Origin of the sequence: Streptoverticillium reticulum, assembly GCF_047456005.1 — a bacterium.
GTDB lineage: Bacteria > Actinomycetota > Actinomycetes > Streptomycetales > Streptomycetaceae > Streptomyces > Streptomyces reticulum.
On sequence record NZ_CP179755.1, the window covers coordinates 5,731,040 to 5,754,585 of the forward strand.

23 protein-coding genes, 3 tRNA genes and 1 pseudogene are annotated in these 23,546 nt (G+C 71.8%); 17 read left to right on the forward strand and 10 right to left on the reverse strand.

What is annotated here, in order from left to right:
• Window positions 1-35 precede the first annotated feature (35 nt).
• Window positions 36-953, reverse strand: coding sequence for an oxidoreductase (locus ACMATS_RS26300; protein WP_414169283.1), 918 nt, complete (start codon window positions 951-953; stop codon window positions 36-38).
• A gap of 221 nt (window positions 954-1,174) precedes the next feature.
• Window positions 1,175-2,416 (reverse strand): cytochrome P450 family protein, encoded by a 1,242-nt coding sequence (locus tag ACMATS_RS26305; RefSeq protein WP_414169284.1) that lies wholly within the window; start codon window positions 2,414-2,416, stop codon window positions 1,175-1,177.
• Between the two features lie 277 nt (window positions 2,417-2,693).
• Between ACMATS_RS26305 and ACMATS_RS26310 the strand changes: the two genes are divergently transcribed.
• The 7 genes from ACMATS_RS26310 to ACMATS_RS26340 all read left to right on the forward strand — a co-directional run bounded on the left by ACMATS_RS26310 (window position 2,694) and on the right by ACMATS_RS26340 (window position 10,298).
• On the forward strand, window positions 2,694-3,647 hold the full coding sequence (locus ACMATS_RS26310) for a trypsin-like serine peptidase (protein WP_390780305.1): 954 nt from the start codon (window positions 2,694-2,696) through the stop codon (window positions 3,645-3,647).
• Between the two features lie 201 nt (window positions 3,648-3,848).
• Window positions 3,849-5,186 (forward strand): deoxyguanosinetriphosphate triphosphohydrolase, encoded by a 1,338-nt coding sequence (locus ACMATS_RS26315; protein WP_414169285.1) that lies wholly within the window; start codon window positions 3,849-3,851, stop codon window positions 5,184-5,186.
• A 142-nt stretch (window positions 5,187-5,328) separates the two neighbouring features.
• Entirely contained in the window at window positions 5,329-6,594 is a 1,266-nt protein-coding gene (locus ACMATS_RS26320; protein WP_390780307.1) for an NAD(P)/FAD-dependent oxidoreductase, read from the forward strand.
• Window positions 6,591-7,055 (forward strand): GNAT family N-acetyltransferase, encoded by a 465-nt coding sequence (locus tag ACMATS_RS26325; protein WP_414169286.1) that lies wholly within the window; start codon window positions 6,591-6,593, stop codon window positions 7,053-7,055. The genes ACMATS_RS26320 and ACMATS_RS26325 overlap by 4 nt, the downstream gene beginning before the upstream one ends.
• Before the next feature lie 9 nt (window positions 7,056-7,064).
• Window positions 7,065-8,966: a DNA primase gene (gene dnaG, locus ACMATS_RS26330; protein WP_391151465.1), complete on the forward strand. Its 1,902-nt coding sequence runs from the start codon at window positions 7,065-7,067 to the stop codon at window positions 8,964-8,966.
• Window positions 8,967-9,071: 105 nt separating this feature from the next.
• Window positions 9,072-9,197, forward strand: a complete 126-nt coding sequence (locus tag ACMATS_RS26335; RefSeq protein WP_391151466.1) for a hypothetical protein — start codon at window positions 9,072-9,074, stop codon at window positions 9,195-9,197.
• Between the two features lie 3 nt (window positions 9,198-9,200).
• On the forward strand, window positions 9,201-10,298 hold the full coding sequence (locus ACMATS_RS26340) for an RNA polymerase sigma factor (protein ID WP_390780310.1): 1,098 nt from the start codon (window positions 9,201-9,203) through the stop codon (window positions 10,296-10,298).
• A 17-nt stretch (window positions 10,299-10,315) separates the two neighbouring features.
• On the opposite strand, the gene ACMATS_RS26345 is transcribed toward ACMATS_RS26340, so the two are convergent.
• Window positions 10,316-11,737, reverse strand: a complete 1,422-nt coding sequence (locus tag ACMATS_RS26345; protein ID WP_414169287.1) for an FGGY family carbohydrate kinase — start codon at window positions 11,735-11,737, stop codon at window positions 10,316-10,318.
• Window positions 11,738-11,779: 42 nt separating this feature from the next.
• On the reverse strand, window positions 11,780-12,073 hold the full coding sequence (locus tag ACMATS_RS26350; protein WP_414169288.1) for a YtxH domain-containing protein: 294 nt from the start codon (window positions 12,071-12,073) through the stop codon (window positions 11,780-11,782).
• 193 nt (window positions 12,074-12,266) lie between these two features.
• On the opposite strand from ACMATS_RS26350, the gene ACMATS_RS26355 reads away from it, so the two are divergent.
• The 6 genes from ACMATS_RS26355 (at window position 12,267) to ACMATS_RS26380 (ending at window position 14,453) form a co-directional block, all read left to right on the forward strand.
• Window positions 12,267-12,339 (forward strand) — tRNA-Asn (locus tag ACMATS_RS26355).
• 5 nt (window positions 12,340-12,344) lie between these two features.
• Window positions 12,345-12,417 (forward strand) — tRNA-Asn (locus ACMATS_RS26360).
• A gap of 192 nt (window positions 12,418-12,609) precedes the next feature.
• Window positions 12,610-12,683, forward strand: a tRNA-Ile gene (locus ACMATS_RS26365).
• Between the two features lie 308 nt (window positions 12,684-12,991).
• Entirely contained in the window at window positions 12,992-13,225 is a 234-nt protein-coding gene (locus tag ACMATS_RS26370; protein ID WP_414169289.1) for a type II toxin-antitoxin system VapB family antitoxin, read from the forward strand.
• Window positions 13,222-13,629 (forward strand): PIN domain nuclease, encoded by a 408-nt coding sequence (locus ACMATS_RS26375; protein WP_414169290.1) that lies wholly within the window; start codon window positions 13,222-13,224, stop codon window positions 13,627-13,629. The genes ACMATS_RS26370 and ACMATS_RS26375 overlap by 4 nt, the downstream gene beginning before the upstream one ends.
• A gap of 470 nt (window positions 13,630-14,099) precedes the next feature.
• A complete protein-coding gene (locus ACMATS_RS26380; protein ID WP_414169291.1) occupies window positions 14,100-14,453 on the forward strand; it encodes a hypothetical protein in 354 nt (117 codons plus the stop codon).
• Between the two features lie 79 nt (window positions 14,454-14,532).
• Here ACMATS_RS26380 and ACMATS_RS26385 read toward each other — a convergent pair whose 3' ends face one another.
• The 4 genes and pseudogenes from ACMATS_RS26385 to ACMATS_RS26400 all read right to left on the reverse strand — a co-directional run bounded on the left by ACMATS_RS26385 (window position 14,533) and on the right by ACMATS_RS26400 (window position 17,315).
• Window positions 14,533-14,988 (reverse strand): hypothetical protein, encoded by a 456-nt coding sequence (locus ACMATS_RS26385; RefSeq protein WP_414169292.1) that lies wholly within the window; start codon window positions 14,986-14,988, stop codon window positions 14,533-14,535.
• Window positions 14,989-15,422: 434 nt separating this feature from the next.
• Window positions 15,423-15,986, reverse strand: coding sequence for a zinc-binding dehydrogenase (locus tag ACMATS_RS26390; RefSeq protein ID WP_414170799.1), 564 nt, complete (start codon window positions 15,984-15,986; stop codon window positions 15,423-15,425).
• Window positions 15,987-16,028: 42 nt separating this feature from the next.
• Window positions 16,029-16,244, reverse strand: a pseudogene (locus tag ACMATS_RS26395) (alcohol dehydrogenase catalytic domain-containing protein); the annotation flags it as partial.
• Window positions 16,245-16,271: 27 nt separating this feature from the next.
• Window positions 16,272-17,315 carry an alpha/beta hydrolase family protein gene (locus ACMATS_RS26400; protein WP_414169293.1) on the reverse strand — a complete coding sequence of 348 codons (1,044 nt, stop codon included), beginning with the start codon at window positions 17,313-17,315 and terminating at the stop codon, window positions 16,272-16,274.
• A 347-nt stretch (window positions 17,316-17,662) separates the two neighbouring features.
• On the opposite strand from ACMATS_RS26400, the gene ACMATS_RS26405 reads away from it, so the two are divergent.
• The gene (locus ACMATS_RS26405; protein ID WP_414169294.1) at window positions 17,663-18,853 is read left to right on the forward strand and encodes a sensor histidine kinase; all 1,191 of its coding nucleotides are present in this window, start codon (window positions 17,663-17,665) and stop codon (window positions 18,851-18,853) included.
• On the opposite strand, the gene ACMATS_RS26410 is transcribed toward ACMATS_RS26405, so the two are convergent.
• Window positions 18,845-19,516, reverse strand: coding sequence for a response regulator (locus ACMATS_RS26410; RefSeq protein WP_414169295.1), 672 nt, complete (start codon window positions 19,514-19,516; stop codon window positions 18,845-18,847). The two genes, ACMATS_RS26405 and ACMATS_RS26410, sit on opposite strands and share 9 nt — an antisense overlap.
• Before the next feature lie 384 nt (window positions 19,517-19,900).
• Between ACMATS_RS26410 and ACMATS_RS26415 the strand changes: the two genes are divergently transcribed.
• From ACMATS_RS26415 to ACMATS_RS26425, 3 genes are all read left to right on the forward strand, one after another.
• Entirely contained in the window at window positions 19,901-20,191 is a 291-nt protein-coding gene (locus ACMATS_RS26415) for a hypothetical protein (protein ID WP_414169296.1), read from the forward strand.
• A complete protein-coding gene (locus tag ACMATS_RS26420; protein ID WP_414169297.1) occupies window positions 20,188-20,616 on the forward strand; it encodes a tail fiber domain-containing protein in 429 nt (142 codons plus the stop codon). The genes ACMATS_RS26415 and ACMATS_RS26420 overlap by 4 nt, the downstream gene beginning before the upstream one ends.
• A gap of 118 nt (window positions 20,617-20,734) precedes the next feature.
• Window positions 20,735-21,916, forward strand: coding sequence for an Ig-like domain-containing protein (locus tag ACMATS_RS26425; protein ID WP_414169298.1), 1,182 nt, complete (start codon window positions 20,735-20,737; stop codon window positions 21,914-21,916).
• Between the two features lie 658 nt (window positions 21,917-22,574).
• On the opposite strand, the gene ACMATS_RS26430 is transcribed toward ACMATS_RS26425, so the two are convergent.
• Window positions 22,575-23,531, reverse strand: coding sequence for a GlxA family transcriptional regulator (locus ACMATS_RS26430; RefSeq protein WP_414169299.1), 957 nt, complete (start codon window positions 23,529-23,531; stop codon window positions 22,575-22,577).
• Between the last annotated feature and the right edge of the window lie 15 nt (window positions 23,532-23,546).

The following is a 23,546-nucleotide window of genomic DNA, read 5'->3' on the forward strand; positions in this document are numbered from 1 at the left end:
GCTGCAACCCGGCACCACGGCGCCCCGAAGGGGCGCTAGCCGTACGTGACCCCCGTCAGCTTCTCCGAGGCCTCCCAGAGGCCCCGCCCGGCCACGTCGGACAGGGTCCAGCGGGCGCGAACCGACCGCGCAGGCGCCCCGCGCCACAGCTGCACCCGGGGCCCGATGAATTCGTCCGGCAGGACTCCCGGTGCCGTCGCCGCGTACAGCGTCGGCAGTGCGCCGTCCTCCGCGCTCTGGGCGACGAGCCGGTTCGCGAGCTCCACCGCCCGCTCGGCCCAGGCCCGTTCCTCCATGCGCGGCCCCGCCGTCTGGAGGTTGGTGGCCGCGTAGCCGGGGTGCGCGGCGGCCGCGACGACCGGTGAGCCCTCGGCGGCGAGCCGCCGCGCCAGCTCGTGCACGAACAGCAGGTTGGCGCTCTTGGAGCGGCCGTACGCGATCCAACGCCGGTAGCGCCGCTCCATGTTGAGGTCGCGCGGGTCGACGTTGCCCAGGAAGTGCAGCCCGCTGGAGACGGTCACCACCCGCGCCCCCGGCCCGGCGGCCCGGAGCGCCGGCAGCAGCAGGCAGGTCAGGGCGAAGTGGCCGAGGTGATTGGTGCCGAACTGCATATCGAAGCCGTCGACCGTCTTGCGCTGCGGCAGCGCCATCACACCGGCGTTGTTGATCAGCAGGTCGATCCGCTCGCCCGCCAGATCGTTCGCGAAGGACCGCACGGAGGAGAGGTCGGCGAGGTCCAGCTGTCCCAACTCGGCGTCGGCGTCGGGCACCTGGGCCCGCAGCAGTTCCAGGGCGGCCTTGCCGCGCGTCGTGTCCCGGCAGGCCAGCACCACGCGCGCGCCGTGCCGGGCGAGTTCACGGGCGGTCACCAGGCCGAGCCCGCTGTTGGCGCCGGTCACCACGGCGGTACGGCCGCTCTGGTCGGGGATGTCGCTCGCGGTCCAGCCGTTCATGCGGTGCGCTCCTCTGCGGTCCGGGAAGGCCAGCGTAGACCGCCCGGGGGCGCACCGCAGGCCTTTCATGCCGGGGGCGTGCGCCCCGTAAGGGGCGCGGGGAACTGCGCGACCAGCCCCCACCGGCCCGCAGACAACGCACCACCCCAGGGGTCCGGGGCGCAGCCCCGAGAACCTCGACTGCAGGCGCGTCGTGGCTGATCGCGCAGTTCCCCGCGCCCCTATCGGGGCGCGAAGATCCGCACCGGCAGGACCTCCGTGCTGTTGCTGATGAAGCTGGACAGCCGGGGCAACTCGCGGTCCGGGACGGCCAGTGCGAGGTCCGGGTGACGGGCGAAGAGCGCCTCCAGTGCGACGGTCGCCTCCAGCCGGGCCAGCTGCGCGCCGATGCAGTAGTGCGCGCCGTGGCCGAAGGACAGCAGACGGTTCGCCGGGCGGCGGGTGACGTCGAAGCGGTCCGCGTCCGGCCCGTAGGCGCGCTCGTCGCGCCCGGCGGAGGCGTAGGCCGCGAGGACCGGCGTGCCCCGCGGCACGACCGTCCCGCCCACCGGCAGGTCGCGGAGCGGATAGCGGAAGGGGAAGAGGCCCACGGGGGCGTCGTAGCGCAGGGTCTCCTCCACCACGTCGGCCCAGCCCGCCTTGCCCGACCGGACCAGCTCCAGCTGGTCGGGGTGGGTGCACAGCGCCCGCACCGCGTTGGTGATCAGGGCGAGCGTGGTCTCGTGCCCGGCGACGACCAGGGTCAGCAGGGTGGCCGTCAGTTCGCGGTCGTCCAGGGTGGTCCCGTCCTCGTCGTGCGCGGCGACCAGGGCGCTGGTGAGGTCGTCGCCGGGCTCGGCGCGGCGCAGGGCGGCGAGGCGGCCGAGGGCCTCGGCCATGCCGCGGTTGGCGGCCGCGCTCTCCTCGGGCGTGAGCGTCGTCCTGGCCATGGTGTACGAGAACCGGCGGAGCTCGCCCCGCATCGCGGGCGGGACGCCGAGCAGTTCGCCGATGACGGACACGGGCAGTGGCACGGCGAAGTGGCGCCGCAGGTCGACCACGCCGGAGGCGCCCGCGGCCGTGCCGAGCCCGTCCAGCAGTTCGGCGGTCAGCCGCTCGACGCGGGGCCGCAGGCCCTCGATCCGGGCGGGGGTGAGGACCTTGGTGACGACGCCGCGCAGCCGCCGGTGGTCGGCGCCGTCGGCGGTGGTCATGCCCTCGAGCGTGGCGAAGATCGTCAACGGCCAGCCGTCGGGTATCACCCCCTCGCGCAGGGCCGTGAAGTGGCAGGCGTCCTTGGCCACATCGGGGTCCGCGAGGAACTCCTTCAGCTCCTCGTGCCGGGTGACGGCCACGGCCGGGACGCCACCGGGCAGCACGACGGGAACGGCCGCTCCCTGCGCGCGCAGGCCTGCGTCGTCCTCGTGCCGGCGGGCGCCCGCCGGGTCGAGCCGGTGCGGTGTGCGGTCGGTGCGGTCGGACATCTGATGCTCCATCCGGTAGGGCGGGCGAGTCCTCGGGCCATGGTGGCCCCGGCCGTGCTCGTACGTCACCGGGACGGGGCACATGGCCCGGTGAGCCATGTGGCGGCATCCGGCCGGGGGCACCTCCCGGCGGTGGCCGGGGGAGTGCCGGCCGGGGTCGGCGGGGCGTCCGTACGCTGTCCTGCAGCGGAACACGTGTCATCGGACTGTGCGGAAAACAGCCCGGCGTGCGCCGTATCCCGGCAGTTGCGGTTAGCCTGTCGACTACCTTCCTGACGTGGTGGGGGTGCCCGTGCGTTTCTCCTGGTGGAGCCGGGCCCGGTGGGTCCGGGCCGTGCTCGCGGGGCTCTATGTCGTCACCCTCGCCGCCGTCGTTCCCAAGGGCGCCGGAGGCCACGGCCGGGACGGCAGCTGGTCCAGCGAGGAGGCCCGCCGCTTCTGGGGCCCCACCCGGATGACGTCCTCCACGGACCCCGGGAACCCCGAGGACGCCGACGCCGACCCCGACGCCAAGAGCGAGGCCCAGAAGATCACCGGCAGTGCGCGGCACTTCGACGGGGTGCCGACGGTGGGCGTGATCTTCTACGTCGGCGAGGACATGAAGAACCACCACTGCACGGCGAGCGTGGTGCACAGCCCCAAGGGCAACCTCATCGTGACCGCGGGCCACTGCTCGTTCGGCGACGCGGCCGCCTTCGTTCCCGACTACCAGCAGGGCGCGAGCAAGCAGCCGTACGGCGTCTGGGCCGTCGACCGCACCTTCACCGACCCGCGCCGCGACGACTACGGGGACGGCTCCGACCTCGACTTCGCGTTCGCGACGGTCAAGGCGGACTCCCGCGGCAGACAGCTCGAACGGGTGACGGGCGCGAACCGGCTGGTGCGTACGCCCGGCTACACGAACCGGGTGACGGTCATCGGCTACCCCGACGTCGACGACGACCCGGCGGACCAGGCCATCCGCTGCACCGCGATGACCGAGCGCCTGGACGGCCACCAGCAGCTGCGCATGCGGTGCGACGGCTTCTACTCCGGGACGTCGGGGAGCCCGTGGCTCACCCACTTCAACGAGAAGACGAAGACCGGCGACCTGGTGGGCGTCCTGGGCGGCCTGAACGGCGGCGGCCCGGACGGGGACGAGAGCGCACGGGTGTCGTACAGCCCGGTCAACGACGACGAGATCTTCAAGCTGTACCTCGACGCGATCAACGACCGGGATCCGAAGCGGTAGCGCCCCGTCAGGGGCGCGGGGAACGGCGCGATCAGCCACCGACGGCCTGCGGCCGGCGCACCGCCCCGGGACTTCGGCTGCGGGCGCGTCGCGGCTTGTCGCGCAGCTCCCCGCGCCCCTTCGGGGCGCTACCGCACAGGTCCTAGCCCCCGGCCGGGGCTCCCGCCCCCGTTTGTCACACCCGGCGGCTACCGTCGGGGTATGAACGGCACAGGCACAGCACGGAGCGAAGGCGCAGGCAGCGAGACCCCCGGCATCGCCGGGTACGACGTGTCGGACGTGGAGCGCTGGGCGCCCGAGCCCGACAAGCGGCCCGGGCGGACGGCCTTCCAGCGCGACCGGGCGCGCGTGCTGCACTCCGCCGCGCTGCGCCGCCTCGCCGGCAAGACCCAGGTCGTCGCCCCGGGCGCCAACGCCCAGGCCTGGGACGCCACGCCGCGCACGCGCCTGACGCACTCGCTGGAGTGCGCCCAGGTCGGCCGGGAGCTGGGCGCGGCCCTCGGCTGCGACCCCGATCTGGTCGAGGTGGCCTGCCTCGCGCACGACCTGGGCCACCCCCCGTTCGGTCACAACGGCGAGCAGGCGCTCAATGAAGTCGCCGAGTCCTGCGGCGGGTTCGAGGGCAACGCCCAGTCGCTGCGCCTGCTCACCCGGCTCGAGCCGAAGCGCTTCGTGCCCGGCCCGTCGACGGGCGACGGCGAGCCGGTCAGCGTGGGCCTCAACCTCACCCGCGCCGCGCTCGACGCCGCCACCAAGTACCCCTGGCCGCGCGGCGGCCACCCCACCGACCCGGCCTCCCGCAAGTTCGGGGTCTACGAGGACGACCTGCCCGTCTTCACCTGGTTCCGGCAGGGCGCCCCGGCCGGCCGCCGCAGCTTCGAGGCCCAGGTCATGGACTGGTCCGACGACGTGGCCTACTCCGTGCACGACGTGGAGGACGGGCTGCACGCCGGCCACCTGGACCCCGGCGTGCTGCGCGCCGGCCCCGAGCGCCGCGAGGTGTTCGCCGTCGCCGCCCGCCGCTACGCCCCGGGCGCCGAGCCCGGCGAGCTCGCCGAGGCGCTGGACCGGCTGCTGGCCCAGGAGTGGTGGCCGCACGGCTACGACGGCAGTGCCGTCGCCCAGGCCCGTCTCAAGGACGCCACCAGCCAGCTCATCGGCCGCTTCTGCCTGGCCGCCGAGACGGCCACGCGCGCGGCCTGGGGCCCGGGCCGGCTCGGGCGGTACGGGGCCGGGCTCGTCGTCCCCCGCGGCACGCGGCTGGAGTGCGCCGTCCTCAAGGCCGTCGCCGACCGTTATGTCATACAGCGGGAGGACCAGGAGAAGCTCAGGGCCGAGCAGCGCGTCGTCATCGCCGAGCTCGCCGAGGCCCTGGTCGCCCGCGCGCCCGACGGCCTCGACCCGCAGTTCCGCACCCTCTTCGCCGTCGCCGCCGACGACGCGGGGCGGCTGCGCGCGGTCGTCGACCAGATCGCCGCCCTCACCGACGCCTCGGCGCGCACTCTTCACGCCAGGCTCACGGGGGCGGGGTCACGATAATCCCGGGCCCTTGCGGGTACTGACCGTCCGGGGCTGTGCTCTCCCGGGGGCGACCCCCGGACCCCCGGCCGGAAGAACGGCCGCACAGCGGGCCCACGGGGGCGGTACGCAGACGCACTGCGCGGCAGCGAGGAGGCAGCAAGTGGTGGACGCAGACCAGACGTTCGTCATCGTGGGAGGAGGCCTGGCCGGTGCCAAGGCGGCCGAGACCCTCCGGTCGGAAGGCTTCACCGGCCGGGTGATTCTCATCTGCGACGAACGCGACCACCCCTACGAGCGCCCGCCGCTCTCCAAGGGGTACCTCACGGGAAAGACCGACCGGGAGGGCGTCTTCGTCCACGAACCGGCCTGGTACGCCCAGGCCGACATCGAGCTCCACCTCGGCCAGCCCGCCGTCGCGCTCGACCGCGCGGCCAAGACGGTCCGCCTCGGCGACGGCACGGTCGTCGCCTACGACAAGCTGCTGCTGGCCACCGGCGCCGAGCCGCGCCGCCTCGACATCCCCGGCACCGGTCTGGCCGGCGTGCACCACCTGCGCCGCCTCGCCCACGCCGAGCGGCTGCGCGGCGTCCTCGCCTCCCTCGGGCGCGACAACGGCCACCTCGTCATCGCCGGAGCCGGCTGGATCGGCCTGGAGGTCGCCGCCGCGGCCCGCGGCTACGGCGCCGAGGTGACGATCGTCGAGCCCGAGCCCACCCCGCTGCACCGGGTCCTCGGCCCCGAGCTCGGCCAGCTCTTCACCGACCTGCACGCCGCGCACGGCGTCCGCTTCCACTTCGGCGCCCGGCTCACCGAGATCACCGGGCAGGACGGCATGGTCCTGGCCGCCCGCACCGACGACGGCGAGGAGCACCCCGCCCACGCCGTCCTCGCCGCGATCGGCGCCGCCCCGCGCACCGCCCTCGCCGAGGCCGCGGGCCTCGCCCTCGTCGACCGCGCCGACGGCGGCGGCATCGCCGTCGACGCCTCCCTGCGCACCTCCGACCCCGACATCCACGCCGCGGGCGACGTGGCCGCCGCCGAACACCCCTGGCTGCACACCCGCCTGCGCGTCGAGCACTGGGCCAACGCCCTCAACGGCGGCCCCGCCGCGGCCCGCGCCATGCTCGGCCAGGAGGTCTCCTACGACCGCGTCCCGTACTTCTTCTCCGACCAGTACGACGTGGGCCTGGAGTACTCCGGCTACGCGCCCCCCGGCTCGTACGACCAGGTGGTCCTCCGCGGGGACGCCGCAAAGCCCGAGTTCATCGCCTTCTGGCTGCGCGAGGGCCGGCTCCTGGCCGGGATGAACGTGAACGTGTGGGACGTCACACAAGACATCCAGCACCTCATCCGCTCCGGGGCCCGCCTCGATTCCGAAGCCCTCGCCGACCCCGCCGTCCCGCTGGACGCGGTGCCCACCGCATGAGCCGGATCCGCACCGCGCTCGTGCCCGTCGCGGAGATCTTCGCCCTGCGGCACGCCGTGCTGCGCCCCGGCCGGCCCCCGGAGTCGGCGGCCTTCCCGGAGGACGCCGACCCGGGGACGTTCCACGTCGCCGCGTACGACGAGGAGGGGGAGGTGCAGGCGTGCGTGACGTTCCTCCCCGGGCCGCTGCCGGGCACGGGCGAGGCGGCGTACCGCTTCCGCGGCATGGCCAGCGCCCCGGCCGTCCGCGGCCGGGGGTACGGCGTCGCCGTGCTGGAAGCCGGCCTGGCCGAGGCCGCGGCCCGCGGTGCCGGGCTGGTGTGGTGCAACGGCCGCACGGTCGCGCGCGGCTTCTACGAGCGCCACGGCTTCACCGTGCAGGGCGAGGAGTTCATGGTCGAGGGCGTGGGCCCGCACCTCGTCTTCGTGATCAAGGTCGGGGGTGTCGGCGCCCGGCCGTAGAATTCAGGCGTGGCAGGCAGGATCAACGATGACGATGTGAGGGCGGTCCGGGACGCGGTCCCGATCGACGCCGTCGTGTCCGAGTACCTCCAGCTGCGCAACGCGGGCGGCGGCAATCTCAAGGGCCTCTGCCCGTTCCACGACGAGAAGTCCCCGTCCTTCCAGGTCAGCCCCGCCAAGGGGTTGTTCTACTGCTTCGGCTGCCAGGAGGGCGGGGACACCGTCGACTTCGTCATGAAGATCGACCACCTCTCCTTCGCCGAGACCATCGAGCGGCTCGCCGCCCAGGCCGGCATCACCCTGCGGTACGAGGAGGGCGGCTACACCCCGGGCCGTCAGCAGGGCGAGCGCATCCGCCTGGTCGAGGCGCACAAGGCCGCCGCACAGTTCTACGTCGACCAGCTGGGCAGCCCCGAGGCCGAGATCGGCCGCCGCTTCCTGGCCGGCCGCGGCTTCGATCAGGAGGCCGCGCAGCACTTCGGCGTCGGCTACAGCCCGGCCGGCTGGGACCACCTCACCCGCTTCCTGCGCGGCAAGGGCTTCAGCGACAAGGAGCTGATCGTCTCCGGCCTCGCCCAGGAGAGCCGCGGCGGCCGCCCCATCGACCGCTTCCGCGGCCGCCTGATGTGGCCCATCCGCGACATCACCGGCGAGGTCATCGGCTTCGGCGCCCGCAAGCTCCGCGACGACGACAACGGCCCGAAGTACCTCAACACCCCCGAGACGCCGATCTACAAGAAGTCCCACGTCCTCTACGGCATCGACCTCGCCAAGAAGGAGATCGCCAAGACCAACCGTGCGGTGGTCGTCGAGGGCTACACGGACGTCATGGCCTGCCACCTGGCCGGCATCACCACGGCCATCGCCACCTGCGGCACCGCCTTCGCCGGCGACCACATCAAGATCCTGCGCCGGCTGCTGATGGACAACTCCGCCTCCGAGGTCGTCTTCACCTTCGACGGCGACGCCGCCGGCCAGAAGGCCGCCCTGCGCGCCTTCGAGGACGACCAGAAGTTCGCCGCCGAGACCTCCATCGCCATCACCCCCGGCGGCATGGACCCCTGCGAGCTGCGCCTGGCCGAGGGCGACGCGGCCGTGCAGACCCTGGTGGAGTCCCGCACCCCGCTGTTCGCCTTCGCCATCCGCCAGGTCGTCGCCCGGCACAACCTCGACACCGCCGAGGGCCGGGCCGCCGCCCTGGAGGCGGCCGCGCCCATCGTCGCGAACATCAAGAACAGCGCCATCCAGCACGAGTACGCCGTCCAGCTCGCCGGCATGCTCGGCATCCTGGACACCCAGTTCGTCGTCCGCCGCGTCGGCCAGCTCGCCCGCTGGGCCCGCGAGCGCGGTCAGCGCCCCGAGCAGGGGCGCGCACAGCACCGCGGCGCGCCGCCCGCCGCTCCCGTACCCCAGCAGCCGTCCGTGCGCGGCCCGGCGCTCAATCTGCGCAGCCCCGCCCACCGCACCGAGCGGGAGCTGCTCAAGCTGGCCCTCCAGCACCCCGAGCTCGTCGCCCCGGCCTTCGACGCCTACATGGAGGACGAGTTCACCGCCCCGCCCTACGCCGCCGTGCGCCGGGCCATCGAGGAGGCCGGCGGCGTCACGCAGGCCGGCCCCGGCTATCTGGCCGGCGTCCGCGAGGCCGCGCCCGACGACACCGTCCGTGCCCTGGTCACGGAGCTGGCCGTCGAGGCCGTCCACGCCCGCACGGTCGACGCGATCTACGCGGGCACCCAGCTGGTGCACGTCCGGCTGCGGGCCGTCGAGCGCCGCATCGAGGAGGTCCAGGCGGGCATGGTCCGCCTGGGCGCCCAGGCCGACCCGGCACAACTGGCCGCCGTGCAGAACGAGTTGTGGGTCCTCCAGCAGTACGGCAAGTCCCTCAAGGACCGCGGCGCGGCCGCGCTGTAGCAGCGCCGCAAGAGCCTGCTGTAACCGGCCGGTCACGGTCAGGGCTCAGAAAGTGGCCGCACGCCCCTCGTGGCGGGCGCGTGTCGTGCTCCACACTATTGGGCGGTGCCTGAGTCCTCGGAGCGCGGCAGGCCCGGCGGCCGCCAGGGTCCCGCCCTGGAATCCGGCCCCTTTGCGAAGCCGCTCTCGATCCCCCGCAAGGGCGACGGCTCGGCCGCCGCCGCGCCCTGATCCGTGCCGCCCCGTTCTGCCGCCATAGCAGCGATCACCCTGGAGGTCGCCCCCGTGCAGACCCGGACCCCGACCCTCCCTCAGGCCCCGGCCGCCCCGGCACCGATCGTGCCGCGGCAGGACGGGCCGCCCGTGACCGAGGCCTTCGCCGAGGAGGCGCCCCCGGAACCGGTGCGGGCCGATACCGGCAGCCCCTCGTCCGACCTCTTCCGTCAGTACTTGCGCGAGATCGGCAGGATTCCCCTGCTCACGGCTGCCGAGGAGGTGGAGCTGGCCCGCCGTGTCGAGGCCGGGCTGTTCGCCGAGGAGAAGCTCCTGTGCACCCCCGACCTCGACACCCGCCTCGCCCTGGACCTGGACCAGCTGGTCGTCCTCGGCCGGATGGCCAAACGCCGGCTGATCGAGGCCAATCTGCGGCTCGTCGTCTCCGTCGCCAAGCGCTACATCGGCCGCGGCCTCACCATGCTCGACCTCGTGCAGGAGGGAAATCTGGGGCTGATCAGGGCAGTCGAGAAATTCGACTACGCCCGTGGCTACAAGTTCTCGACGTACGCGACCTGGTGGATCCGCCAGGCCATGTCCCGCGCCCTCGCCGACCAGGCCCGCACCATCCGAGTGCCCGTCCACGTCGTGGAGTTGATCAACCGGGTGGTGCGGGTGCAGCGCCGCATGCTCCAGGAGCGCGGCTACGAACCCACCGCCGAGGAGGTCGCCGCCCAGCTCGACCTGTCGGAGGAGCGGGTCAGCGAAGTCCTGCGCCTCGCACAGGAACCGGTCTCGCTGCACGCGCCGGTGGGCGAGGAGGACGACGTCGCGCTCGGCGACCTCATCGAGGACGGCGACGCCGCCTCACCGGTGGAGTCGGCCGCCTTCCTGCTGCTGCGCGAGCACCTGGAGGCCGTGCTCTCCACGCTCGGGGAGCGCGAGCGCAAGGTCGTCCAGCTGCGCTACGGGCTCGCCGACGGCCGCCCGCGGACCCTGGAGGAGATCGGCCGGATCTTCGGCGTCACGCGCGAGCGCATCCGCCAGATCGAGTCGAAGACCCTGAACAAACTCCGCGACCACGCCTTCGCGGACCAGCTGCGCGGCTACCTGGACTGAGCCCCGCGCAGATTTTTTCAGAGCGCTCCCGGGTGCGTCTGCTCACGCACCGCCGCGTACTGCTGCCGCACCGCCTGCCCCACTGCCAGGTCCTCGCCGGGATCGAAGGCCTGGCCCGTCACGGAGGGCCACTGCGGGGGCGTGTGCGGGGCCAGGGTGCCCTGCTGGACGCCCAGCGACCAGGCGGCCTGCCGGGCCGCGCCCAGCGCCGCGTAGTCCATCGGCTGCGGGACGACGACCTGCGCGCCGAACAGCGCCGGCGCGACGGCCTGCACGGCGGGCAGCTCGGCGGCCGCGCCCAGCAGGAAGACCCGTCGCACCTCGACGCCGCGCGAGCGCAGCACGTCCAGCGCGTCCGTCAGCCCGCACAGCATGCCCTCGAACGCGGCCCGCGCCAGGTGTTCCGGCCGCATGCTCTCGCGCCGCAGCCCCGTCAGCGTGCCCGAGGCGTGCGGCAGCTGCGGGGTGCGCTCGCCCTCCAGGTACGGCAGCAGGACGAGCCCGTAGGCGCCCGGCGAGGACTGCAGCGCCAGGTCGGACAGGCCCGGCAGGTCCGTGCCGAGCAGCTCGGCGGTGCCGCGCAGCACCCGCACGGCGTTGAGCGTGTGGACGACGGGCAGGTGCATGCCGGTCGCGTCGGCGAACGAGATGATCGTGCCGGTCGGGTCCTCCAGCGCCGAGTGGTGCACGGAGAAGACCGAACCCGAGGCGCCCAGGGAGACCACCGCGTCGCCGGGCCCGACGCCCAGCCCGAAGGCGGCGGCCATCGTCTCGCCCGTGCCCGCCGAGATCAGCAGCCCCTCGGGGGTGTGCCCGGCCGGCTCGGCCGGGCCGAGCACGTCGGGCAGCGCGGCCTGCCGGCCCAGCGCCAGCTCCACGAGATCCGGCCGCCACTCGCCCGTCGCGGCCGACCAGAAACCGGTGCCGGACGCGTCCCCGCGGTCCGTCGTCCGGCGCAGGGGCCTGCCCAGCAGCTGCCAGACCAGCCAGTCGTGCGGCTGCAGGAGGGCGGCGGCACGGGCGGCCGACTCCGGCTCGTTACGGGCCAGCCAGCGCAGCTTCGCCAGCGCCTGCCCGGCCTGCGGCACCGACCCGACCGCCTGCGCCCACGCGGCCCGGCCGCCCAGCGCGTCGGTCAGCTCGGCCGCACAGGGCTGCATGCGCTTGTCGTTGCCCAGCAGGGCGGGACGGACCAGCACCCCGCCGGCGTCCAGCACGAGCAGACCGTTCTGTTGCGCGGAGACGCCGATGGCCTGCACGCCCTCCAGCACGCCCCCGGCGGCGGCGTCGCCCAGCGACATCAGCCAGGCCTGGGGGTCGCCCTCGGCGACCGCCGGATGCGGGGCGTACCCCTGCCTGAGCACGGCACCGGTGTCCGTGTCGCAGACGACGATCTGTGTGCTCTGGGCAGAACTGTCCAGCCCGGCGACTATCCCCATGCCGATGATGATGCCAAATCCTGCGCGTCTTCTCGCAGCGGCTCAGGTGTTGCTGGTGCCCCAGTCGTCCTCGTCGGACGTGCGCTGCTCGCGGAGCGACCGGATCCGGTCGGACAGGGGGCCGGACCCCGGCAGGCCGCTGCCGATCCGTTCGAACGCCCGCGAGGCCATGGCCCGGCCGTTCTGCGCGGCGGACTCCGCGGTGTTGCGGACCGCCGGGTTCTGCGCGATGCGCTGCGCGCCCTTGCGCAGCTCCTCGTAGCGCTCGCGGCCGGCCCGTGCCCCGAGCACGTAACCGACGGCCAGTCCGGCGAAGAACGTCACCCGGTAGCGCATCGCGCACCGTCCTTCCGTTGGATCCGCTGTGCCTCTCCCGGCCTTCGCCCTCGCCTACCCGGCAGGGCCCGAGGTCACTCCGGGGATACCGATTGGCGGAGCACCCCCCTGCTTGCGCTAATGTATGTCCCGCAGCGAGCGCACGCCGCCCGGAGGATCCGGACGAAGGTGCATTCGAAGCAAAACGCCACAATCCCCTGTAGCTCAATTGGCAGAGCAGCCGGCTGTTAACCGGCAGGTTACTGGTTCGAGTCCAGTCGGGGGAGCGCGGTCCCCTGTAGCTCAATTGGCAGAGCAGCCGACTGTTAATCGGCAGGTTACTGGTTCGAGTCCAGTCGGGGGAGCTGTGGAACGAGGACCCCCGCGGGGGTCCTTTTTTCATGTCCCGGTTCCCGCCGGACGGGAACCGTTCCGGCGTGATCGAAGTCCTCAAGGTCAGGCTGGTCACACGATGCGGCCCCGCCGGGGCAGCAGATCGTATGAACGGCTATGCTGCGGCAGACGGCGCGCACAGATGTGCGCGACGCGCCGTGAACGGGGCGGTAGCTCAGCCGGTTAGAGCAGCGGACTCATAATCCGTCGGCCGTGGGTTCGAGTCCCACCCGCCCCACACTGCGGCATGCTTGCAGAAACGATCTGACCTGCGGAAACGCAAGACGAAGGGCCGCCACGCGCATCGTGGCGGCCCTTTCGTCGTCCCCGGTCGTCCCCGGTCAGCCCGGGTGAGGCCGAGGTGAGGCCGGAATACTGTCCAAATTGCCCGCATATGCATGCACTAGATCAACTTAGTGGCTCTTCGTGTATATGGGGCCTTATTGGGGGCGCTGCGGGCCCGCTGGGCGCCAGTCGGCCCCGCGTCATGTTGGTGATGTATCGTCAACGCATACAAGAAGTTGATCCAGGGGAGGGGTGGCGAGCGTGTCTGTAACCCAGATCGACCTCGATGACGAGGCGCTGGCCGAAGCTATGCGCCTCATGGGTGCGTCCACGAAGAAGGAGACCGTCAACGCGGCCCTGCGGGACTACGTGGCTCGGGTCAAGCGACTCGAAGCCGCCGAGAAGCTGGCGGCGCGGGGCGAGCAAGGCGAGTTCGAGGCCGCAGCAGCCGCGCACACGGCCGCCAAGCGGGCCCGGCGGGCGGCCTTCGAGTGATCACGTATCTTCTCGACACCTCCACCCTCTGGCACCTCTTCCGCACCCCCGGAGCGATGCGTCCTTGGGAGGGGCACATCGCTGCCGGGGTGTTCCATATCTGCGAGCCCACGAGGACAGAGTTCCTGTACTCGGCCACCGGTCCGGCTCACCGGGACGAGCTGGCCGAGGAGCTGGATGCCCTGTGCCGGCTCTCGGCGGTTCCGAAGAGCGCGTGGCGCTGGGTGGACACTGCGCAGTACAAGCTCACGCAGCACGGGCAGCACCGTTCCGCGGGGGCCGTCGACCTCCTGGTGTGTGCGACAGCGGTGCACTACGGACACACCGTGCTCCACGTGGACAACGACTTCGCGACTGTGGCGAACGTGCTCAAGGAAGTACAGCAGCGGGACGCACGAGCCTGATCGGATTCCTGCCTTGTGCCTCGGGGTGGCCCGCGCGTGGAGCCGCAGGGCGGGATGAGCCCGGGGCCGCGGCCGGGAGGCGGTGCCGGGAGTGGGCTAGGGCCTGTCCGATGGGTCGCCGTCTGGACCGGGGTCTGGGGCGTCGTGGTGGCGCTCAGCGGGCCGGGTCGGTGCCACTGGTGGGAGCCGGTCCGGCCGACCGGTTGGGGGTCAGCGCAGTGTCATAGGTTGTCGCATTCCCTCGCAGCCCCAACTCTGCTTCGGTAGTGTTGTGTTCAACCACGACCGTGCCGGAAGCGGTCGGACATGCCGTGGACTCCGCCTGGCCAGGGCTTCCTGCGCAGCAGAGCCGCGTGACTGCGGTGCGGCGCGCCTGTGTACCGTTCGCGAGTTCGTCCGGGGGTGCTCGTATGGGGGAGGCGGCGTCACTTTCCAGTGGCTGGATTCCCGGTGGGACCGGCATCTGCATAGTGGCGGCCGGACAGGTCCATGGCCGGGACGCGGTACGGCTGTCCGACACGTGGGGACACCGTGTCCTGGGTGAGCTCGGTGAGAAGACCGGTGCGGTCATCCACGACCAGCTCAACAACGTCTGCTACTGGCTCGTCCCGGCCAGCGCGTCACCCGTGCGCCATCTCGCCGAGGAGTATCCCGTCGGTGTACTGGGCGACGGCAGCAGCATCGCCGTACCCGGGCCGCTCCGCCAGCGCCCCCTGGCCTGGCGCGTCGAACCGAGACTGGACCGGATCCTGACCTGTCCCCACGCGCTGTGCACGGCCATCGTGGCCGTCGGCCCGTCAGGAAACGGCAGGCCAGCACCGTGAGCGTGCCTTGCGGGCAGCCCGCAAGGCGCCCGGGCCGGGGAGCGGCCGTGGACGCGGCCGGCAACGGGCGCCCGGGAGGTCAGCCGAAGACCACCACGGCAAGGTCGGTGCTCAGTCCCCCAAGTCCCCTGTCGCCCAGGCCCGGCTTGACGCGCGCCAGGACGGGACCGGCCATGACGGTGTCCCCGTTCAGTTTGCCGCCGGTGATGGTGGCGCTGAAAGCTATTTCCGCCTTGACCGGGCTGATGCTCATGCTCCAGGAGAACCGGCTCCTGGCCCTGGTGGGGGACCACATGATGGTGCCCTTGCCGCCGGCACTCCGCAGTGCGCCCAAGGGCCTGCTGTCCACCGGGTGGGCTTCCGCTTTGCCGGTCGCGCTGATCACCCCGGACAGCAGTTCACTGTGGAGCCCGTTGGGGGAGACACAGCCGGTCAGCTTGCCCATGGCCGATACCCCCGCCCTGCCACTGGGCGTCAGCACCGGGGTGAACGTCAGGTGGAACCCCGTCATACCGATCAGGTCACCACTTGTCACGCGAAACTCCCTGCCGCAGCAGATCCGAGATAAGCATGCGCGCCAGAGTGCGCCACAGAAGCAACAACGGCACCCGTAATGCGGGGGCACACCGACGCGCACCACAGCGCCCAGATGCACACTCCGGCGCAGGCCTGTGCTGAGCCATCGGATGCGGGCATCGCCTCCGAACAAGGAGGCGGGGAATCGATACACCTGACCACCTGCGAGGGACGCGACGAGTGTCAGCTCGTCGGCATGGGCATCCACTGGCTGTCAATCATCGTCCGTGAAAGGTGAGTTCATGCTTCTCAACCCCATCCCTCTCCACCCGGTCGTCCACGGCATCGGTTCCCTGCTTGCCCTCCTCGGGTTCGGTCACTAGGGCCTGGTCGAGGGGCCTGCGCGGGACCTGCGCGGACCCATCGGACACGCCCTAGGCGTGCGTGCCTGCGCTACGGGGTGAGGACCGCCCGGTACCTGGCCTTGCCCATGTTCTGGAAGGTGTCCTCGGCCTGGTCGAGGGGGTGGGTCTCCACCATGGGACGGATGCCCTTGAGAGCGGCGAAGGCCATGGCCTCTTCGCTGTCCTTGGCGTGGCCGCTGTACCAGCCGGCCACGGCGCGGCGGCCGAACACCAGCAGCTCGGGGTTCACCTGGAGGGGGTCGTGTCCCGTGGCGATCACCACCAGGCGGCCGTTGGGCTCCAGCCCCTGGACGAGGTCGGCCTGGGAGGGGCTGTGGCCGGCGGTGCAGAGGACGGCGGCCGCTCCGCCGAGCCCGGCCAGTGCCTCACCGGCGCTGCCTTCCTCACTGTCGATGTACTCGTCCGCGCCGAGCTTGCGGGAGACGTCCTCCTTGCTACGGCCACGGTTGATCGCCACCGTGCGGAAGCCCATCTTGTCCGCGAACTGCACCGCGAGGTGGCCGAGTCCGCCGATGCCCTGGACCGCGACCGTGTCGCCGGGGCCCGCGCCACTGTGGCGCAGTGCGTTGAACGTGGTGATGCCCGCGCACATCAGCGGTCCGGCCTCCTCGAAGGAGAGTTCGTCCGGGATGCGGGCGAGCGCGTCCTGTGGCGCCACGACGTACTCGGCGTAGCCGCCGTCGTAGGAGACGCCGACGACCGTGCCTTCCACGCAGTTGGTGAAGTCGCCCCGGCGGCAGGGGCCGCAGACAAGGCAGTTGCCGCCGTGCCAGCCGATGCCGGCCCGGTCCCCGGGGTGCCAGGCATTCACGCCGGGGCCGACGGCGTCGACTTCGCCGGCGGGCGTTGCACCAGGCGGTGGTGAAGGTGGTGGGCGTCAGCCGAGGTGTTCGGCGAAGAAGGCCGTGGTGAGGTCGAGGGCGGCCTTGCGCTGTTCGGCCGGGGTGAGTTGGCGGACGGTGCCCGTGCCGTTGGTGGTCTCGCACCGGCCGCCGGGGCGGTTTCGCTTCTCGACGGCCACGTCGTCCGTAGCGAAGGCGGGACCGGTGCCCGGGGTCCAGACCGTGTTGAAGAAGTTGTGGTTGGCGCCGGGCAGGTCGTGCTGTTCGGCGCCGGGGACGACCGTCTTCTCCCACATGGCGTCGCAGGTGCCGACGACCACCGAGACCGGGACGCGGGTGATGCGTTCCTTGGCGGGGTCGATGCCGTTCATGGCGGGGGCGAAGGCGAGGGTGCCCCGGATGGTCACCCCGGCCGGCGGCTTGTGACTGTCCAGGGCCTGGGCGAGGACGCCTCCACCGCCGCGCGAGTGCCCCATCGTGCCGACCCGGCCGAGGTCCACGCGGCCGGTGAACTGCTTGAGTTCCGCCAGCGGCCCCTTCCCCTCCGACAGCTGCTGCCACATCTCCAGGTGCTTGTCCAGCAGCGCCGCCCGTGCGACGTGGCCCTCGTTCTTCTCCTGGGCCTGGATGCCGTTGGCCGACACCGACACCACGACGTAGCCCTTCTCGGCCAGCGCCTCGGCGAGGTAGGAGTACCCGAGGTAATTGTCGGCCGGTCTCGCGTCCTTGCCGCAAGGCCAGGACTTGGCGCGGACGGGCTGGTCGCCGGTTTGACAGGTGGCGGTGCCCCAGCCGTGCAGCATGAGCACCAACGGGTGTTTCTCGCTGCCCAGTTGGCGGGGATAGGTGACGGAGGCCCTCAGCTCCGTGCGCTTGCCGCCCAGGCCGGGCGGGGCGTAGGCGGTGTCGCCGAAGTCGTAGGTGAGCTGTGACGTACGTTCTGTATCGGCCAGGGTGGTGAGCCGGGCCGAACCGACTGCCTCGGGCTGAGGGGAACCGCAGGCGGTGGCCAGGGTGACCGTGGCGACGACGGTCGCGACGAAGAGGCCGCGGCGCGGGAGGTGAGGGGAAAGGTGCATGGGGGATTGGGGCCCTTCCGGGGCGGGTTCAGGCGTTGACCGTCGATCGGCCGGAGGCCACCGAAGCGGCGTGCCTGACGCTATGCGCCGTGTTTGTCGGATAAGTATCGGTTGGGGCGCGCGGGGGGCTCAAAACATCAACGGACTCGGCGGCCCACCCGACGGGCATCCGGCACGGGGGTGGACCGTTCCCGGCAGGCAAGTCCGGTACTTCTGTGATGCTGATGAAGTCCGGGCCGGGCGGTTGAGGCACTACGAGCGGTTCGATGCCCGCTGTGTGACCGAGGGGCCGCGAAGGCAGGCGTCCTTGCTCTGCATGCCGTGAGTGGTCGTTTTACGCTGCTGATGTGGTGGTTGGGTGGTGGCGGGCATGGCCGCCGCGTCGGGTCGACGCGGTGCTGGTGGCGGTTGTGGTGGTTGCCGGCGTTGCGGACAGCTGGGTCACCTGGTGGTCGAACGGCTTGCTGACCGGCGGGCCCAGATACCTTGTGGCCGGGCTGGTGGGGGTGACCGGGCTGGCGTTGTGGTGGCGCAGGCGTTTTCCGGTGCTGGTGGCCGTGGTGCTGCTGGTCGCTCACACGATGGTGTTTACGCCGTTGGCGCTGGCGGTGGCTCTCTTCACGGTGGGCGAGGTGTTCCGTGACCGGTTGCGGGTGGTGTGGGCGTTCGGGGTCGCCGGGTGCGTGGCGGACCTGGCCGCGGCCCGGATCGGCGGACCGGCCTGGGACTGGCGCGGGGCGGCGTACTCCCTGGCCCTGGTGACCGGCTCACTGATCGTCGGCTATGCGGTGGCGGTCCGCCGGGACCTGGCCCACTCGGCGCAGGAACTGGCCCGGGCCGCGCAGGGGCAGCTGGAGATCACGCGACGGTGGCATGAGCTGTTGGTGGAGCAGGCGCGCGCCCAGGAGCGGCGCGAGATCGCGCGGGAGCTGCACGACGTGGTCTCGCACCGGGTCGGGCACATGGTGATGACGGCGACGACCTTGACGGTCGGCTCCAGCGCGGGAGATGCGCGAGTCGTCGAGAGGGCGGAGCTGATCGGCTCGGAGGGTCGGGCGGCGTTGGAAGAGCTACGGGAGATTCTGGGCGTGCTCGCCCCGGAGCACACGGCGGGCGGAGCGCCACGGGCGCCGCAGCCCGGTGCCGGGCAGCTGCCGGAGCTGGTCGAGCGTGCACGGGCGAACGGTCAACGGGTGGACTGGGAGTTGACCGGTGATCCGCAGGCGCTGGGCACGGTGGTGCAGCATGCGCTGTACCGGATGGTGCAGGAGGCGCTGACCAACGCCCACAAGCATGCGCCGGGCTCGCAGGTGCGGGTGGTGGTGGACTGCCGTGCGGACGGGCTGCACCTGGAGGTCGTCAACACCTCCGCCACCAGGCCCCTGGTCGAGACGGCCGTCGGCTCGGGCAGCGGGCTGCTGGGGGTGCGGGAGCGGGCCGCGCTGCTGGGCGGGTACGCGGAGGCCGGACCCTACGGCGACGGATTCCGGCTGGCGGTTTTCGTGCCCGGGCATGCCGGCCCCACCCGCTCAGCGTGACAGTTCCGCCCTGTAGGCCAGCAGTGCCGCCTGAACCCGGTTGTCCAGGCCCAGTCGGCCCAACAGTCGGCTGACCTGCCCGCGCACGGTTCCCTCGCCCGCACCGAGTTGCTCGGCAATCTGTGCGTTGGAGCGGCCCTGGCCGATGAGTACCAGCAGCTCTCGGTCCCGCTCGCCCAGCGAGGCCAGGACCGCCCTCTCGTCGTCGGTCAGCTCCGGGCCACCGGCCCCGGCCTGCCGTCGCGCCGTGGCCAGCTGCATGATCCGCCCGGTGACAGCGGGATCGACGATCGAGTGGCCCTGGGCGACCAGCACAATCGCGCGCACCAACTGGTCGGGCGGGGTGTTCTTCAGCAAGAACCCGCTCACCCCCGCATCCAGAGCCTCGACCAGGTACTCGTCCTCCCCGAACATGGTGAGGATGACCACGAACGGGGGCCGCGGCAGCAGGCGCAGCCGGCGGGTGGCGGTCAGCCCGTCCATACCCGGCATCCGGATGTCCACCAGGGCGACGTCCGGCACGAACTGCCGAGCCGCTTCGATGGCGCTGTGCCCGTCCCATGCCTGCCCGACCACATGCACTTCGCGGCTGGCCTCCAGCACCTCGGCCAGGCCCCGGCGCATGATCTCGCTGTCATCGACCACCAGCACACTGACCACCATCGCGCAGCCTCCGCGTCAGAACACATCAACTGCACGCGATCCTAAGGACCTCCTTCGTCCCCCGCCCGACGGGCTGCGCAGGCACGGCGCTCACCCGGCCTGACCCCGAGCCCGGGTGGATACAGGGCACTCGGCAGCCCATGCCCTACCGCGGCCGGCGCCCAGCTCGATGCAGCGTGCGCTGCACAGGAGCAACGTGCGCTGCACAAACCGGCCCCTTCCGGCGCACAGACTCGATGCAGGACATACCGGGCAACACCCGCAGCCGACCGATCAACAAACCAAGGTCTGAGGCTGCAGTACCTGCATGGGTCATCTCGTCCACCTCTTTCTGTCATGGGTGAACAGGCGGCCGCGACCACATCCCGAGCAAGGAATCCCGCCATGAAGAAGAGCACCACCTGCACGGCCGTCATCGCGCTGGGCGCCGGCGCCTCCCTCCTGAGCATCGCGAGCCTGGCCTCGGTCTCCGCCTCCGTCTCCGCCGCCTTCTCCGACCCGGCCACTGTCCAGGCAGCGGACGACCCCAAGCCGAACTGCGGCCCACTCGACAGCCTCCCCGGCGGCCCCTGCTCCACCGATGAGCCCGGTGACGGCCGCCCGTTGCCCTCCCGCAACCCCAGCGACCGCAACATCAAGACCGACATCCTCCAGGCCGACTGGACCCGCCAGTGACCTGCACGGAAGACCTGCCCGCCGGGGCCGGCGGTCCGGATACTGCCAGCGGTGTCCCGCGCCTGACGGTCAACAGTCACGCCGATCCGCAGACCCTCGCCGGATCCGGTGCCCCCGTCAACGGTTTCGAGATCCTCGACAAGGTCTCAGCACTGCCGGTCAGCACTTGGCGCTACCACTGGGAACCCGCCGGAATCCGCCATCTGGGGCCCATGTCCCAGGACTTCAAAGCTGCTTTCGGCCTCGGCCGCCACGACACCAGCATCGACTGCGTCGACATCAACGGTGTCGCCCTCCTCGCCATCCAGGCACTCCACCGCCTGATCAACGAACTACGCGAAGAGATCGACAGCCTCCAGAGCGCCGCAAGAGAATCCGCCACTCCCACTTCATCGAGCGGCCCTTCGGCCTCACAGGCCACTTGAAAACCACACATCACGCTCTCCAACGAACCCGCAGCCGTTCAGTACGGGGGGTGGTGGGGGGAGCACAACCCGTCTGTTCCGGTGACAGGGCAGGGCCCGCCACGGATTTCATGCAGCTATGGAGGTCGCACACGTGCGCATCGGATCGGGCCGTTGCCCCGTCCTGCTGGTACCCGCTCTTCTGGGTTCCCTGGCGCTGACCGCGTGTTCGGGCGGTGCCAAGGCGGATGCCGGCCCCGAGGCCAAGGTCACCGTCACCCCGTCCGCCGACGGCAAGGCGGCCGCGCTCGGCTCGCCCATCTCTGTCAAGGCCGACGGCGGCAAGCTCACTGCCGTGGACGTCAAGGACGACAAGGGGCAGAACGTCGCCGGGCAGCTGGCGGACGACGGGTCCTCGTGGACCTCGCAGGGGAAGGTCAGGCCGCAGGCCACCTACACCGTGCACACCACGGCGAAGTCGGACAAGGGCCGGGAGTCCTCGACGACCTCGAAGTTCACCACGCAGCAGGCCGAGAAGGCCAACAAGCTCACCAACACCCCGGCCGACGGGGAGACGGTGGGCACCGGCATGCCCGTCTCGATCCTCTTCGACCACAAGGTCGACAAGGACAAGCGTGCCGAGATCGAGAAGGCTCTGAAGGTCGGCACCTCGGTGCCGGTGGAGGGCGCCTGGGGCTGGGTCACCGACTACTCCGGCAAGGACCGCATCGACTGGCGGCCCAAGAGCCCCTGGCCCGCCGGGACCAAGGTGACCGTCAAGGGCTCGCTGGCCGGCATCGACTCGGGCGAGGGCGGCTGGTTCGCCCGCGACTACAACTACGGCTTCTCGATAGGCAAGGACCGCAAGGCGGTCATCGACGTGCCCAGCCGCAGCCTGACCATGTACGAGGACGGCAAAGAAGTCGGCAGCGTCAAGGGCTCGGCCGGTTCCCCGCAAACCCCCACCCGGGGCGGCATCCACACTGTGCGCGGCAAGAACGCGGACGAGGTCATGGACTCCTCCACCATCGGCTACGGCAACCAGTGGTCCCTGCCCTCACAGTGGGTGATCCACCTGACCGCTTCCGGCACGTTTCTGCACTCTGCGCCCTGGAACCACTCCGTCGGAGAAGTGAACAACAGCCACGGCTGCTTCGGCATGAGAACCGAAGACGCCAGGATTGTCTACGACTTCCTGTCGGTCGGCTCCACCGTCGAGGTCAAGAACACGACGAACCCGGACAAGACCGAAGTCGGCAACGGCCTCGAGGTCTGGCAGGAGACCTGGGACCAGTGGCAGAAGCGCAGCGCACTGAAGTAACACCTTGCCCTGTTGCTGATCGCCTGTTGCGCTGCTCCTGCCCTCCTCGTTGCGGGCGTGCTCGGTGCGCTGGGAGCCTGGTTCGCCAATTGGCGGGCTATCGCCTCCGCGATCGTCCTCGCCACCGCCGTAGTCACCAGCGTGCTGTACCGCCACCGGTCCGGCCGCAGTACCTGCTACCCGCCCACCGTCCCGAGCGCGGACCCCACCGGCCAGGTGTCACCGGACGACAGGCGCCCTGCCTCGCCGCGCCACTGGCCGTGGGGCGGGCAGGAAACGGTGTGGCGAACGCCTAACGGCCCCCGATCGAGCAGGATCGAGCAGGATCCAGTCGGATGGAAACGGATGGATATGTCCGCTCTGTCGGTGAAACCGCAGGTGAGAAGCGTCACCGAAATAGGTTCGAGTCTCACCCGCCCCACTGTGCGGCAGCAGTGCAGAAACGTTCTGCTTCGGATGTACGACGAAGGGCCGCCACCGGTCGTGTGGCGGCCCTTCGCCGTACCCCCCCGGCCGCCCCCGCGGGCGCCGGCGGGGACCGACGAGAACCTGACGCTTCCGCAGCTGCGCACGCTCGTGGTGCTGGAAGGCAGCGGGCCGCTCGAACTGATCGCGCTGGCGGGCATGCCGGCGGGCTACCGTGCGATCGTCCCCGGGCTCATTCCCGGAACGTCCGCCGGTAGCCGCCCGGCGAGACGCCGAGCGCGGTCCGCAGGTGCTGCCGCAGGGACACGTCCGTGCCGAAGCCCGCGCGCTCGGCGATCCGGGTCACCGGCAGGTCACTGCTCTCCAGCAGGTGCCGGGCCAGGTCGACGCGCTGCTGGACGATCCACTGCCCGGGGCTCAGGCCCACCTCGGCCCGGAAGCGCCGGGTGAAGGTGCGGCGGCTCATGCCCGCGTGCCGGGCCAGGTCGTCCAGGCCGAGCGGCTCGTGCAGCCGGTCGAGGGCCCAGGCGCGGGTCGCGGACGTCCCGGCGTCCGGGCTCTGCGGCACCGGCCGTTCCACGTACTGCGCCTGCCCTCCCTCGCGCTGCGGGGGGACGACGCAGCGCCGGGCCACCTGGTTGGCGACGCCGCTGCCGTGGTCGCGCCGGATGACGTGCAGGATCAGGTCGATGCCCGAGGCGGCGCCGGCCGAGGTCAGCACCCGGCCCGCGTCCGCGAAGAGGACGTCGGGCGAGAGCCGCACCTGCGGGTACAGCTGCCGGAAGCGGGCCGTGTGGTGCCAGTGCGTGGCCGCGGGGCTGCCGTCGAGGAGGCCCGCCGCGGCCAGCACGAAGGTGGCGACGCAGATGCCCACGATCCGGGTGTCCGGCCCGATCCGCGCGAGGGCCGCGGCGGTGCCCGGCGGCAAGGTGTCCGGGCCGGTGACGCGGACGAACTCCTCGGAGGCGGGGATCACCACGGTGTCCGCCCCCGCCAGGGCCGACGCGTCGTGCTCGACCGCGATCGTGAAGTCCGCCTCCGTGCGGACCGGCCGGCCGTCCACGGAGCAGGTGATCACTTCGTAGAGCGGCTGCCCGTCCGGCCCGGTGGCCGCGCCGAACAGCCGGGACGCCAGGCTCAGCTCGAACGGAATGACCCCGTCCAGGGCCAGGACCACGACACGATGCATGGCCCGATTCTTTCA

Coding starts and splice junctions, on each gene's coding strand:
- ACMATS_RS26410 (WP_414169295.1), bottom strand. CDS start 19,516: ATGGTGGTCAGTGTGCTGGTGGTCGATGACAGCGAGATCATGCGCCGG.
- ACMATS_RS26390 (WP_414170799.1), bottom strand. CDS start 15,986: ATGTGCGCGGGCATCACCACGTTCAACGCACTGCGCCACAGTGGCGCG.
- ACMATS_RS26415 (WP_414169296.1), top strand. CDS start 19,901: ATGAAGAAGAGCACCACCTGCACGGCCGTCATCGCGCTGGGCGCCGGC.
- ACMATS_RS26425 (WP_414169298.1), top strand. CDS start 20,735: ATGGAGGTCGCACACGTGCGCATCGGATCGGGCCGTTGCCCCGTCCTG.
- ACMATS_RS26305 (WP_414169284.1), bottom strand. CDS start 2,416: ATGTCCGACCGCACCGACCGCACACCGCACCGGCTCGACCCGGCGGGC.
- ACMATS_RS26300 (WP_414169283.1), bottom strand. CDS start 953: ATGAACGGCTGGACCGCGAGCGACATCCCCGACCAGAGCGGCCGTACC.
- ACMATS_RS26430 (WP_414169299.1), bottom strand. CDS start 23,531: ATGCATCGTGTCGTGGTCCTGGCCCTGGACGGGGTCATTCCGTTCGAG.
- ACMATS_RS26345 (WP_414169287.1), bottom strand. CDS start 11,737: ATGGGGATAGTCGCCGGGCTGGACAGTTCTGCCCAGAGCACACAGATC.
- ACMATS_RS26400 (WP_414169293.1), bottom strand. CDS start 17,315: ATGCACCTTTCCCCTCACCTCCCGCGCCGCGGCCTCTTCGTCGCGACC.
- ACMATS_RS26350 (WP_414169288.1), bottom strand. CDS start 12,073: ATGCGCTACCGGGTGACGTTCTTCGCCGGACTGGCCGTCGGTTACGTG.
- ACMATS_RS26315 (WP_414169285.1), top strand. CDS start 3,849: ATGAACGGCACAGGCACAGCACGGAGCGAAGGCGCAGGCAGCGAGACC.
- ACMATS_RS26325 (WP_414169286.1), top strand. CDS start 6,591: ATGAGCCGGATCCGCACCGCGCTCGTGCCCGTCGCGGAGATCTTCGCC.